General features: G+C 43.6%; 13 protein-coding genes. 4 read left to right on the forward strand and 9 right to left on the reverse strand.

The genetic code is table 11. The annotated features are described in order from the left end of the window. Positions 1-6: 6 nt before the first annotated feature. The 7 genes from cpaB to AC5O63_RS12280 form a co-directional block, all read right to left on the reverse strand. Positions 7-807 carry a Flp pilus assembly protein CpaB gene (gene cpaB / locus AC5O63_RS12250; protein WP_494505182.1) on the reverse strand — a complete coding sequence of 267 codons (801 nt, stop codon included), beginning with the start codon at positions 805-807 and terminating at the stop codon, positions 7-9. Positions 808-816: 9 nt separating this feature from the next. After that, positions 817-1218 carry an A24 family peptidase gene (locus tag AC5O63_RS12255; RefSeq protein WP_494505183.1) on the reverse strand — a complete coding sequence of 134 codons (402 nt, stop codon included), beginning with the start codon at positions 1216-1218 and terminating at the stop codon, positions 817-819. A gap of 32 nt (positions 1219-1250) precedes the next feature. Next, positions 1251-1454, reverse strand: coding sequence for a Flp family type IVb pilin (locus AC5O63_RS12260; protein WP_494505184.1), 204 nt, complete (start codon positions 1452-1454; stop codon positions 1251-1253). A 506-nt stretch (positions 1455-1960) separates the two neighbouring features. Beyond that, on the reverse strand, positions 1961-2893 hold the full coding sequence (locus AC5O63_RS12265; RefSeq protein WP_494505318.1) for a class I SAM-dependent methyltransferase: 933 nt from the start codon (positions 2891-2893) through the stop codon (positions 1961-1963). 11 nt (positions 2894-2904) lie between these two features. Next, positions 2905-3600, reverse strand: a complete 696-nt coding sequence (locus AC5O63_RS12270; RefSeq protein WP_494505185.1) for a TIGR01621 family pseudouridine synthase — start codon at positions 3598-3600, stop codon at positions 2905-2907. A gap of 66 nt (positions 3601-3666) precedes the next feature. Next, positions 3667-5283: a methyl-accepting chemotaxis protein gene (locus tag AC5O63_RS12275; RefSeq protein WP_494505186.1), complete on the reverse strand. Its 1617-nt coding sequence runs from the start codon at positions 5281-5283 to the stop codon at positions 3667-3669. Positions 5284-5434: 151 nt separating this feature from the next. Next, positions 5435-6865 carry a sodium-dependent transporter gene (locus AC5O63_RS12280; RefSeq protein ID WP_494505187.1) on the reverse strand — a complete coding sequence of 477 codons (1431 nt, stop codon included), beginning with the start codon at positions 6863-6865 and terminating at the stop codon, positions 5435-5437. A gap of 365 nt (positions 6866-7230) precedes the next feature. Here AC5O63_RS12280 and cls point away from each other — a divergent pair, with 365 nt between their 5' ends. The 4 genes from cls to AC5O63_RS12300 all read left to right on the forward strand — a co-directional run bounded on the left by cls (position 7231) and on the right by AC5O63_RS12300 (position 11983). Further along, complete coding sequence (cls, locus tag AC5O63_RS12285) at positions 7231-8685, forward strand: cardiolipin synthase (RefSeq protein ID WP_494505188.1); 1455 nt, start codon at positions 7231-7233, stop codon at positions 8683-8685. A gap of 62 nt (positions 8686-8747) precedes the next feature. After that, positions 8748-9953 (forward strand): cystathionine beta-lyase, encoded by a 1206-nt coding sequence (locus tag AC5O63_RS12290; RefSeq protein WP_494505189.1) that lies wholly within the window; start codon positions 8748-8750, stop codon positions 9951-9953. A gap of 229 nt (positions 9954-10182) precedes the next feature. After that, entirely contained in the window at positions 10183-11118 is a 936-nt protein-coding gene (locus tag AC5O63_RS12295; protein ID WP_494505190.1) for an esterase/lipase family protein, read from the forward strand. Between the two features lie 10 nt (positions 11119-11128). Further along, positions 11129-11983 (forward strand): lipase secretion chaperone, encoded by an 855-nt coding sequence (locus tag AC5O63_RS12300; protein WP_494505191.1) that lies wholly within the window; start codon positions 11129-11131, stop codon positions 11981-11983. Between the two features lie 122 nt (positions 11984-12105). Here AC5O63_RS12300 and AC5O63_RS12305 read toward each other — a convergent pair whose 3' ends face one another. Next, positions 12106-12564, reverse strand: coding sequence for a globin family protein (locus tag AC5O63_RS12305; protein WP_494505192.1), 459 nt, complete (start codon positions 12562-12564; stop codon positions 12106-12108). A gap of 77 nt (positions 12565-12641) precedes the next feature. Continuing rightward, positions 12642-13205, reverse strand: a complete 564-nt coding sequence (locus AC5O63_RS12310; protein WP_494505193.1) for a DNA-3-methyladenine glycosylase I — start codon at positions 13203-13205, stop codon at positions 12642-12644. Positions 13206-13223 lie beyond the last annotated feature (18 nt).

A 13223-nucleotide genomic window follows, 5' to 3' on the forward strand; every position in this document is an offset into this window, starting at 1 on the left:
GAAGCCTCAGTTAATGGTTACATCGCTCGAGCGATATTCGACCACAGATTTGAAGTTAGATAGCACATCACCTGCATCAGCATGGAGATCTGATTTCTGGTATTCACCAATAGATTTATGAACTTCTAGCTCAGAGATTCTTTTTGCTACCGTGATGGTCGCAACTTGCTTACGAGTCAGCTCAAGGATTAAGTTAATTTCACTCGTTGCAGGGGTAGTGCGAGTAGCATCGATAACACTCTTGTTTACCTGTAACACTTTGACACCGGTTAGAACGGGGGTAACAAACATATTTCGTTTGCGTGTAGCCTGCGTCTCCGCCGTTTCAATGGAAAATTCAGTAGGTAAAGAGAGTGAGAGAACATCAATCATAGTGCCGTGGGTGATTACGCCACCAACAATAGATTGCGGCTGAACTGTAATTGCGTAAGGAACGCGATTATCGCTAATAACGAGATCAACATAACCTTCTTGATCTGGTGCAACCATACTTTCTGGAAACGCTAGGTCGCCCACACGCATATCTTTCGCAAAGATGGAACCAGAAATGAATTCAAGTGACATGTCCTTTGCTACACCCAAGGTGTTGGCTTCGCTTTCCTGTAAGCTAACCACCTCAAAATCGGATCGTTCTACAAGTTGGCCTTTCGTCACCGATTTGTTTAGTCGCCAAATAGTGAGATGCGTTTCTTTCTCTTCTATCGACTGCGTTTCTTGTGACGGTGCTTTAGACAGACTGCCCGCGAGACCATACAAACCAAATAAGATTGCTAGCCCAGCGACGGCCAACAGGATTATTTTTTTCACATTACGTCCTTAGATTGACGCTAATACACCAAGCAAACCACCAATAGCGATAGCAATTCCATATGGAACGCCTTCAGTAGTCTTATGAATGAACCTGTTTATAACTAAATAAACAACACTAATTAGGCCACCTACAATCGTGCTCAAAAATAGTGTTAACGGAATGTTTTGAGGGTCGATCGCAATTGCATAGGCTGCTAGTAATTTACTATCACCACCGCCTAACCAACCCAGTTGACTCAAGCAAATACCCAGAAGAAAAATCGTAACGGGGACAATTACACTCACAGAGCCATTAAAGATTAGTGATACAGCAACTGCATTTAACGCAATAGATACACATAAACCATTGCCAATTTTTCGACTTTTAAGGTCACTAATTGCGACGAGAATGGAGAGGGTGGCTAGCAATATTAACCACCCTACATAGACTGCGCTCAATTCTATGGTGTATTGAATGTCGTCAGTGCATTTTTAATAGCAGTAAAGATTTTATCGAGCTCTGTACCAATACCACCAACTAATGTAGCGATAGCAATCGAGATACCAGCCGCAATTAGGCCGTACTCAATTGCAGTTACACCGCGCTCGTCATTTTGGTAGTTTTCTAGGGCTAATTTAGCGTGTACGTATAGTTTAGTTAACATGCTCTTTCCTTTCTGAATTGTGATTTTAAATTCAATGTTTAATTGATTTAAATCCGATAAAAATGAATCCGGATATTTTAGGGAGCGCATATTAGTAATTTAAATATAGGCAATCAATCAAAAAATAAATCTTAATTAAATTGAATAAACAATATAAACAAAGGAAAAATAGATAAATTTATAAATTCAATCAGAAATAGATCAAAAATTTACCAATTATATGTAGGGCTTTTCTTATATTTATATTTTTAATTATTAATTCATATGACAATAGATCTTATATAGATCTATTAAATATCACCTAGAGACTCAAATCTTACTTTTGAGACAAAATGAAAGCCGTTACATTCAGTCACTTCTCTAGAAAAACCAAGATTCGTCAGTTCATTGTGCGAAATTTCTCACAACGGTTAGTTTTATCAACTTAATTGTGTGAGAAGTTCTTGTTATTGAGATACAAAAAAAGCGCCTAAGTAGGCGCTTTAACAACTCTGGTTCGTTTGGTCTTACTTAAACCTGAGTACTTTCAACGAAGCCTCGGGATCGATGTCTTCAAATTCCGCTGGGTTATCCAAACGTTCGACAAAGCTTAATTGCGGCGCTTCTTCCTGCATGCTGTCGATTAAAAACTTACTTGTGACTCGAGGAGAGTTAACGCATGCAATCACCTCACCGCCTTCCGCTAATAGCTCAGGCAATTTTCTAAGAATACGTTTATAATCTTTAGTTAAAGCAAAGCTGCCTTTTTGAAATGAAGGGGGATCAATCACGATCAGATCATAGCGACCCATTTTTCTGATTTTTCCCCATGAGCGGAAAATATCATAGCCTAAGAACTTAACTTGATTAACGTTGTGACCATTTAATTTATGGTTTTCGCGCCCTTTAGATAATGAAGAGCGAGACATATCCACATTCACTACTTGGTCTGCCCCGCCTTCAATTGCAGCAACAGAAAAGCCACAGGTATAAGCGAAAAGGTTAAGGACATTTTTATGTTTGGCGTGCGCTTTTACCCAGTCACGGCCAAGACGCATATCCAGAAATAAACCAAAGTTCTGGTTACGGCCAATATCAAGCTGATATTTTAAGCCCGACTCTTCGACAATAGGTCGATTGTCCAATTCGCCTAGCAATACTTCTGACGGCGCGCCTTCAGCATAACGATACTGAACAACAATGACTTTCCCTTGCTTCTGTTGCCATAACTCACTTTCAGATAAGGTCTTCAGCCCTTGCTTTAACTCGTCAATAAAATCGTCGCTAACCTGCTTAAATAGGCTGACAATCAGCTGACCTTGAATCCAGTCACAGGTTAGTTGCTCTAAGCCGGCGAATTTACGCCCACGACCATGAAACAGGCGGCGAACCTCATTCGGTGCGATTTCGAGTTGAAGTTTCAATTGTTCAAAAAAGATAGGAAGTTGCTCTGACTGCATAGGTACAGGCATTACTTGTTGATCTTCGGCCATGATAGCTCCCAAGGTTTTAGCCAAGCCTCAATGCCTTGACTGGTAATTTCTTCATTCCACTTTTCACCGAGCAAGATGTTGTCACGTGGATCACACACAAACTCGTAGGCTTGGCGGTTTAATTCGAATCGAAGTGCAAACGCGTGTAAATAACCACGGTCAGACTCACTACCACTGTTGTATATCGGATCACCAACGATACCCGAACCTACGGACTTTAATGCAACGCGGATTTGATGCGTCTTACCTGTATGTGGCTTACACAGAAACAGTCTCTCTCCCGGCAAAGAGGCCTTAGAAAAAAACTGGGTTATAGCGGGGTTATTTTGCGTATTAGTCAATTTCCAAGAAGCACGCCGAGAACGCTCCATATCACCAATCACTAAGCCCTGCTTCTTCTTTGGTTTCTTGCTGCCAATGGCGAGATAGAATTTCTCAACACTACGCTGAGCAAATTGATTCGATAATTCTCTGGCAGAAGATGAGCTTCTCCCGAGCAATAAGATGCCCGACGTCATTTTGTCTAAACGGTGAATTAGAAAAAGCTGTTTATCTTTGGTTTGCTTAGCCACCTCTTGCAGTAGCATGGTATCGCCATCATCTTTGTGTACGGAAACATTAGGGTGTTTATTGATGACGATAAAGTCAGGATGGGTATATAAAATATCAAACATTCGACTGGCTCCACTTCGGAGGCATGAGTATACCCATTCTCCTTGTGAAAGCCAGTCTCGCTTGGCTTAGCTCAGTTTGAATTTACTGACTAAACTCTCTAGCTCCGCGACTTTTGAGTTCAAGCCGTTAACATTATCTGAACTGCTGTTGGCTAATTGAAGTGAACGCTCGGATATATCACTAATAGCGGTAATATCGGCGGCAATCTCTTTAGTAACAGCGGTTTGCTCTTCTGCTGCTGTCGCAATGGAGTTGACCATAGATTGGACATTGGCTGCGCCAGCAACAATTTCTTCCAACGCAGTAACAGCACCAGAACTACGCTCCACACCAATTTCTACCAGTTTGCAGTTTTCTTGCGTATAGGTCACCGCTTCCTGCGTACCAGTTTGAATTTGCTGGATTATCCCTGCGACTTCCTGTGTCGCCGTCGTTGTTCGCTCAGCTAAAGCTCGGACCTCATCGGCAACGACAGCAAAGCCGCGACCAAATTCACCTGCCCTTGCGGCTTCAATTGCTGCATTCAATGCAAGCAAGTTTGTCTGCTCTGCAATACCTTCAATAACGCGAATAACCGACCCAATCTGCTCACCATGTGCACCAAGCTCGTTCATTTGCGTCGACATCTCCGTCATCTGCAAACTCACCTGTTGAATGGAATCCACCATTTCAGTAATAACGTTACGACCGGATTCCGCGCTTTGCTCAGACTTCTGCGCTTCTTCAAATGTCGCAGAGCCTTGTTGCGCCACTTCAGAGATGGTTAAACTGAGTTCTTCTGCAGCGGTCGCAATCAGATTAGCCTTATCTGCCTGCGACGATGCACCAGCAACAATATCTTGGCTAACATTCGATAGGTCGGCCGTCACGTGCTGAACTTGGTTGGAAACAGACGAGATAGAGCCGATCAAAGTTGTTAATGATGATTGCATCTTATTGATCGAGCTGGCTAGATTCGCCAGTTCATCTCCCGACTCATCCACAATATCATCCGCAGTTAAGTCCCCTTCTGCCACTTTCTGCGCCACAGAATCAAGGTTGGATAAACGGGTTGTTATCGAGTTGGATAGCCAATAGGCAATAATGCAGGTGAGGACTAACGCGATAACAAACAACACAACAATGGTGTTTTCAATCGTATCGAACGAATCGGTTAGATAAAGAAGAGAAGCATCGGTCTCGGTAATTTCAGCCGATGAAGCCTCATCAAGCAGTGCTTCGATAGGTGTTAGATATTCTTCATAAAGACTGCGTAGCTCGGTAATCTCTTGTTCTAGCGCACTTTTATCACCAAGAAGTGGCACTATGTCTCTTTCAAAGCCTTGGGTGAAGCCCTTCATCAGGCGTTCTATCTGTTCAATACGTTGATGATCAGCCCCGCCAGGAGTTTCCAGTTTTTTCACTGCTGCAATAGCATCCCAAAACTCTTGTTTATTCCTTTGGTAATCGCCTAACGCGCTCGCTACGCCTGTGATAGCTCCTGTCGCATCACGATAAACATCACCCGCTTCATCAATTAGGATTAGATAACCTACTACTTCTGGTACATCGTCATGACGAATTTCTGTCGCAACGTCGTGCGATTGAGTCACTTCTGACCAAATAGCCCCTGCCATTACTGTCATGATGGCTAGGACACAACCAAAGCCAGCATAGAGTTTTTTCCGTACAGACCACTTCACAAAGCACCTTCCTTAACGACTTACATTTGGATTACATTCTTATACCGAATATTATCGGCTTAGTGATAAGACTCTTTAATAAAAGTAGCTGATAGAAACGAAAAAACCTCCCAGTTGGGAGGTTTTGTTTAACTTTCGTACGACTTCTAGTTTAAAGCTTCTTAGAGAAGACTCCAGCTAGAGCGATGATACCAATACCTAACAGCATGATTTCACCTTTACCGCTATCGAAACCAGACTTAACGCCCATGAATGCTACGATTGCGATTGCTACTGGAATGATGTACTTAACTAGGTTGTACCATAGACCAAACAGTGGAAAAGAAACTTCACCATCGTTGGTGATCTCTTTCTCTAGCTCTGAGCGCGATAAGCGCCAGCCAGCAAAGATACACACCAACATACCGCCAACCGCTAGGAAGATCTTATCTGTTAGTAGGTCGAAGATATCGAACGCACCAGTGCCAAATAGCGTTGGTCCTACACCACCTAGAGAAAGTGATGCGAACACACATAGTGTTGCCATTACCGCACTTGCGCTGATTACCGCTGTAGAGCGCTTCATACCTTTCTCATCGATTAGGTAAGAAACTACTACTTCAAGTAGAGATACAGAAGAAGTCAGTGCCGCTACAGTTAGACCAATGAAGAACATTAGTGCGAACAGAAGACCAATTACGCCGCCCATTTCAGCAAATAGCTGAGGTACAACAACGAATACTAGACCTGGACCTGCTGCTGGCTCCATACCGAATGCGAACATTGCTGGGAACATTGCCACACCCGCAAGGATTGCAACACCGGTGTCCATCGCAGTAACCATACCCGTGGTTTGAACTAGGTTCTCTTTCTTCTTCAAGTAAGAACCGTAAGTCAACATACAACCCATACCTAGACTTAGCGAGAAGAACGCTTGACCTAGAGCTGCAAGTACCACACTGCTGTCTACTTTAGAGAAGTCTGGCATGAACAGGAACTCAAGACCTGCCATTGCACCAGGTAGCATTAGACCTTTCACTGATACAACGATCAGGATTAGGAATAGTAGAGGCATTAGGATCTTACCTGCTTTCTCGATACCGCCAGAAACACCTTTCATAACGATAGCGATGTTAAGCATCAGGTAGATACCCATCCACATTAGAGGTTGAACAGGGTCTGAAATAAAGCCACCAAAGCTATCACCGATTGCTTCAGGAGCGCTTAGTAGACCACCACCCACTTTAAAGATATATGCCAGTGCCCAACCACCAACCACTGGGTAGAAACCCATGATTAGTAGACCACTTAACACACCCATAACACCTGTAAATGTCCAACGACGGTCTGTCGTTTTAAATGCACCTACAGCTGATAGACCTGTCTTACGACCAATAGCGAATTCCGTTAACATTACGCTAAAGCCGATAAAAATTACGAAAAGAAGGTAAATTGCAACGAACGCGCCGCCGCCGCTTTCACCCGCCGTATAAGGAAATTTCCATATGTTGCCCAAACCAACAGCAGAACCTGCTGCGGCCATTACGAAGCCTAATTTAGACCCCCATGTATCACGGGCCTGAACACTTGAACTAGTAGCCACGGTTACTCCATTAAATCGTTTTTTAAGTTGTGTTTGCTTCTGTTAGGCGTCTTAAAAAGTGGTGTATAATTATTTTTACACTTAATAAAATTATCAGTGACGCTAACGTTATGGCAAGTAAAGCAGTTTAAGATTAAAATTGGAAGCCCAATTAGTTTAATTTCCCACCACAGTTGTGAAAAATATGTTTAAATGCTGCTTTTTTAGCCTTTAACATCCACTATACACCAGATTTTACATTCTCATAACAGAATCATACTTTTTCTTTCTACTTCCTGTTCGTTACATTCTTTGAAAATTTGTCGCTTGTCGTCCTTCGTCCAGAGTTCTAATATTGGATAGCATTGGATTACCTAGGTTACTGAATGGAAAAGTTTTATCACTTTCTTACACTTGCTGGGATTGTCTTTTACTGGATTTTGGTTGCCGGTGTGACAATTCGAGTGGTGCTAAAGCGTCGTGCGGTGAGTGTCTCACTGGCCTGGCTGATGATTATTTACATCATTCCTATCTTAGGCGTTGCCTGCTATTTCCTATTTGGCGAACTTAACCTTGGTCGAAAAAGAGCAGAACGCGCAAAGGAAATGCTTTCCCCTTTTGCAGACTGGTTCTCTAACCTTAACGACTGTCATGCTCACTCCCCAGAGAGCTTTGGTCGTCATATCTATCGCATTGATGAGCTGTGTAACAACCGCCTAGGCCTACCTGCTCTTTCAGGGAACTCGCTCTCTTTACAAAGCTCGCCCGACGATATTCTGCGTTCAATTATCGAAGATATAGAAAATGCGCAAACCAGTATTCGCATGGTTTTCTATATTTGGCATCCAGGTGGATTGGCCGATTCGGTGGCTTCCGCTCTGATTCGAGCCGCAAAACGAGGCGTAAATGTTAAATTGCTGCTTGATTCTGCAGGGAGTCCGCGCTTTTTTCGTAGTGAATGGTTGAAGATGATGCGCAGTGCGGGTATCGAAGTGGTTCAAGCATTAGAAGTCAGCCCTTGGCGTATCTTCCTGCGACGCTTAGACCTTCGTCAACACCGTAAGATCATCGTAATTGACGAGAAAGTCGCCTACACAGGTTCAATGAACCTCGTCGATCCCGCCTACTTTAAGCAAGATTCTGGTGTTGGACAGTGGATCGATATAATGATTCGCGTTACTGGCCCTACTGTTAATGTCCTTTCCGCTATACATTGCTGGGACTGGGAAGTTGAAACGGGTTCACGAGCCTTCCCTTCTATTCCAGAATGCCGTATTAATCCTGAAGAGCCACAACATCCAGTGCAAGTGGTTCCTTCAGGGCCTGGTATGCCGGAACATTTAATTTCTCAAGTTTTAACGCTTGCGATTAATCAGGCTAACCACTCGGTTCGAATCACTACCCCTTATTTTGTCCCGAGCTCTGACTTACTTGAAACTCTTAAAATGACAGCCCAGCGTGGAATTAATGTAGAACTTATCATTCCGCACAAAAATGACTCGTTAATGGTTCAATGGGCGTCACGCGCATTTTATAGCGAGCTACTAAGCGCTGGTGTCAAGATCTACGAGTTTTATGGTGGATTGCTCCATACCAAATCGGTTGTCATTGATGAGGAGTTTTGTCTCGTTGGAACGGTAAATATGGATATGAGAAGCTTATGGCTGAATTTCGAACTTACTTTAGCCATTGACGATCTTGCTTTCACCAAAGAGATGTTCTGGCTCCAGCAAAGTTATATGGAAGAATCACATATCGTTGATATCGAAGAATGGAAAAAGCGAACGCTATTCTCTCGCTTTTTAGAGCGTGTATTTTATCTGTTTAATCCTCTGCTTTAATCCCTTGCTATTCATGCTTTGCCGTGGTTTAAATAAGGTAAAGTATTCGATAAGGACTTCCGATGTCAGAAAGTAAGCAGACCAAGTTCGTTACCGCTGGTCGCGATAAAAAGTGGACTAACGGTGTGGTTAACCCTTCCGTTCAAAGAGCCTCAACTGTCGTTTTTAACACCGTTGCAGAAAAGCATCACGCAACGGTGAACCGAGCAAACAAAACTCTGTTTTATGGTCGCCGCGGCACCACGACTCACTTTGCGTTCCAAGATGCAATGACAGAGATTGAAGGTGGTGCAGGTTGCGCCCTTTACCCATGTGGCACCGCCGCTATCTCTAATGCTATTTTGTCTTTTGTTGAAACGGGCGATCATATTCTTATGGTCGATACCTGTTATGAACCCACGCGCGACTTCTGCGACAAAATTCTCAAGAAGATGGGCGTAGAAACGACTTACTACGAACCAACGATTGGTGAAGGGATCAAAGAGCTCATCAAACCAAACACAAAAGTTCTATTCCTTGAGTCTCCAGGCTCTATCACCATGGAAGTGCAAGACGTACCTACTCTGTCAAGCATTGCACATCAACACGATATCATCGTTATGCTCGATAATACTTGGGCGGCTGGGGTGAATTTCTCTCCATTTGAGCATGGTGTTGATATTTCAATTCAAGCGGCAACCAAATACATTGTCGGACACTCAGATGTGATGCTTGGCACTGCGGTAGCCAGCGAGCAATATTGGGATCAGTTACGTGAACAAAGCTACCTGATGGGTCAGTGCGTGTCTCCTGACGATGCCTACTTAGGCTTACGCGGAATTCGCACTTTAGATGTGCGCTTGCGTCAACACGCGGAGAACAGCTTGAAAGTGGCGCAGTGGCTTCAAAACAGACCAGAAGTCGATCATGTTCGCCACCCTGCCCTTGAAACCTGTCCTGGGCACGAGTTTTTCACACGCGATTTTACCGGTGGAAATGGTCTATTTTCATTTGTGCTGAAAACCAGTTACCCACGAGCAACGACAGCCCTATTAGATGGAATGAAGCATTTTAGTATGGGGTATTCTTGGGGCGGTTTTGAAAGTCTGATTCTTGCCAATGAGCCGAAAAGCTTCAATAGTCTGCGTACAGTTGCTAACCCTAATTTTGAGGGAACCCTGATTCGCGTCCATATTGGACTTGAAGACGTCGATGATCTTATCGCCGATCTAGAAGCAGGACTAGAACGGTACAACGCTCTGATTCTCGAAAAAGAAGCGACCGCATAGTACCTTCAAACAATTGATTATTTAGCCTCGCTCGCGAGGCTTTTTAATGCATTGATTTTATTAACAATTTAATCAAAACAGTTTTCTAAAATCTTTCGTTAATTAAAGCTGTTGGTTTTTAATTCAACATCACGTTTTAATCTTTCTTTAACAATTCATATTTCGTATAGCTCAATTTTTCTTCTACGTTTAAATATCTCATCAGAGGTCATACCAGAAGGAGCTAACATTGAAACTGATCTACTCACTTGTCCTGACTTGCGCACTCGCAATTGGACAACCAACACTTACCAATCTTGCCCACGCAGGTGGCTATACTCAAACTCAACACCCCATTGTCCTCGTCCACGGACTCTTCGGCTTTGATACTCTTGCAGGTGTCGACTATTTCTACGGAATACCGCACTCGCTAACTAGAGACGGCGCGACTGTCTACGTAGCTCAGGTATCTGCCTCTAACAGTACCGAGGTCAGAGGCGAACAACTTCTCAAACAAGTAGAAACACTGCTCGCTGCTACTGGGGCGACTAAAGTCAACCTAATAGGCCATAGTCATGGTGGACCAACGGCTCGTTACGTTGCATCCGTGAGACCGGACCTTGTCGCCTCTGTCACGAGTATTGGTGGTGTAAACAAAGGCTCAAAAGTCGCCGATCTGGTAAGAGGAACTGTCCCTGAAGGTTCAGGCTTAGAAGGATTAGCCGTGAAACTTGCTGGGGGCTTAACCACTCTTATCAATCTCCTGTCAGGAGGTACAGATCTTGAGCAAGATCCTTTGGCCTCTTTGGAGGCACTGACGACTGAAGGCTCTCTGGCATTCAATCAACATCATCCGTATGGCATTCCTACCACTGCATGTGGCGACGGGGATCTTCTCGCCAGCAATGGCGTCTATTACTACTCTTGGACAGGATCTTCCACTTTTACCAACCTTTTGGATCCAACTGATGGGGCAATGGTGATACTCGGCTGGGCATTCAACGAACCCAATGACGGACTTGTTGGTGCATGCAGTACTCACTTAGGCAAAGTGATTCGTGACGACTACAAAATGAATCATCTGGATGAAATAAACGGGCTCTTGGGCATTCACCACCTATTCGAAACTGATCCCGTCACACTCTATCGACAACACGCAAATCGCCTCAAACAACTAGGACTGTAAGGGTAAACCAATGAAAAAGACCGTTCTAATCACCATTTCTGTCATCACTTCAATTGGATTTGGAGCGGTCTTATATTTGTCAGAGACGCAACAGGAAACTCCAGCCCCAATCCTTTCTCAAGCTGATGTAGACGTTGACACAACTACCCCCAAGCACTTTTTTGATTTTTCACTCAGCAGCTTAGGTGAACAAAGTCTTGATGAAATAAAAAAGAAAGTGAATAAGCGTGCTTCAACAGAGAGCAAATTAAGTAACGAGGAAGTGTTGTTTGCCACTTATTTAGAGTACAAAGAAGCGTTAGCAGAGCTTGAGCCTTTACAAGCAACCCGACTCACTGCACTAGACCTCGAACAACTTCACTCGCAGATCTTAGCGTTACAGTCTCGCTACTTCTCTGAGCAGGAAATAAAGCTGCTGTTTGAAGAAGAGAATCTATTGCGCCAATTGGCGATTAACAAAGCGAGAATCACTGAAAATGATTTGGATGCCGAGCAAAAAAAGAGCTTACTAGAAGACCAACTCAATGACATGCCTAACTACATTCAGGCAGCAGAAAAAAACAATCTGCTGGTTGTAGAATTGGGCTCTGTCTCAAAGCTTGATGACCAAGACAAATACATCGCAAGAAGCGAGTTAGTTGGCGAAGATGGGGCTAAGCGATTAGCGGAACTCGATCAACAACGCGCAATATTTCAAGCAGCACTGGATTCCTATTTAGTAAGCAGGGATGAACTACTCACGTCTAACTCTTTATCCGAGCAAGACAAAAAGCTACTGATCGCACAGCTTAGAGAAAAGAGCTTCGATTCAACACAGTTGCGACGTGTCGAAGCACTTGAGAGGATTCATGATCAAGGTCGCTAACCCAACATGTTGGCAGCACAGAGCGTTGCAGACTTTTACCAGCTGTAGTGGTAATGTGCTCGACACCTTCTTGGTCAGATAACCAAGATCCAAAGGCCTGACTTGTGTCTGGCCATTTTAGTTTAACCGTTATATTGCTTACTATTTTTATATGTCTCTGAGCAAAAATCAGGGTAAGCCGCGGTTCTCATCACTAATGCAATGGTAGAGAATACTTTAACCCACGCCGCCCTTGTTCGTTCATCAAAGTCTCCGCCAAGTCCTTGCTTTAATGTATAAAGCAATGCATTTCCCACCGGCGTATAGTCATCCGCTTTAACACCATAAGCAACATGTCGGCGGGCAAGCTCTTGCAAAACGGGAACAAGCGTTTCCAAGTCATCTAGCCCTTTAACGGCAACGCCTAACGTTGCCATTAATTTACGCCCTTGTTGCTTAAGATCTGACTTAAACAGTTGACGTAAGTTAGGATCATATTCAAATAACTTGGTGTAAAAGATTTCAGCGGCTTGATCCGCTATAGGTTCAACCTTGGCAAAACTTTTCTGAATCAATTGCTTTTCAATCGCACTCACTGACATAACTGCTCCTAGCCTTTTATATTTTTAGTTAAGGATAGAAGCAATTATCGGTTTTCGCCTTAAATATCCATTTTCGTCTATTGCTTATATTTAGGGCAACTCACAAGGTGATCGTTTACCATGCCAACTGCTTGCATAAAAGCGTAGCAGATCGTTTCGCCAACAAACTTAAAGCCTTTCTTTTTCAGAAACTTGCTCATTGCTTTTGATTGCTCTGTCGAAGCAGGTACGTCACTCATTTGCGTCCAGTTATTTACGATCGGTTTACCATCAACAAACTGCCACAAAGCGTTCGATAAGCTGCCATATTCTTCAATCAGTGCCAAAGCCGCACGTGCATTTCCAAATACAGACGTGATCTTGCCTCGGTGTTTGACGACATCATAGTTTTCGATAATTCGCTCGACATGGCTTTCATCATACTGCGACAGTCGAGACAAATCGTACCCTTCAAACGCTGCTCGGTAACCCTCACGTTTCTTTAGAATCGTAATCCAGCTCAGCCCTGCCTGAGCCCCTTCTATGGTTATGAACTCAAACAGTACTTTGTCGTCATATACAGGCACGCCCCATTCCGCATCGTGGTATTCGCGCTCAAGTTCATGATTCATCGCCCAAGCACAAGTTGTATCCTTGCTCATTGATTCTCTCCTTAAAAA

The organism is Vibrio sp. SCP2 (genome assembly GCF_059295395.1).

Coding starts and splice junctions, on each gene's coding strand:
- AC5O63_RS12305 (WP_494505192.1), bottom strand. CDS start 12,564: ATGTCAGTGAGTGCGATTGAAAAGCAATTGATTCAGAAAAGTTTTGCC.
- AC5O63_RS12300 (WP_494505191.1), top strand. CDS start 11,129: ATGAAAAAGACCGTTCTAATCACCATTTCTGTCATCACTTCAATTGGA.
- AC5O63_RS12260 (WP_494505184.1), bottom strand. CDS start 1,454: ATGTTAACTAAACTATACGTACACGCTAAATTAGCCCTAGAAAACTAC.
- AC5O63_RS12290 (WP_494505189.1), top strand. CDS start 8,748: ATGTCAGAAAGTAAGCAGACCAAGTTCGTTACCGCTGGTCGCGATAAA.
- cls (WP_494505188.1), top strand. CDS start 7,231: ATGGAAAAGTTTTATCACTTTCTTACACTTGCTGGGATTGTCTTTTAC.
- AC5O63_RS12310 (WP_494505193.1), bottom strand. CDS start 13,205: ATGAGCAAGGATACAACTTGTGCTTGGGCGATGAATCATGAACTTGAG.
- AC5O63_RS12265 (WP_494505318.1), bottom strand. CDS start 2,893: ATGCAGTCAGAGCAACTTCCTATCTTTTTTGAACAATTGAAACTTCAA.
- AC5O63_RS12270 (WP_494505185.1), bottom strand. CDS start 3,600: ATGTTTGATATTTTATATACCCATCCTGACTTTATCGTCATCAATAAA.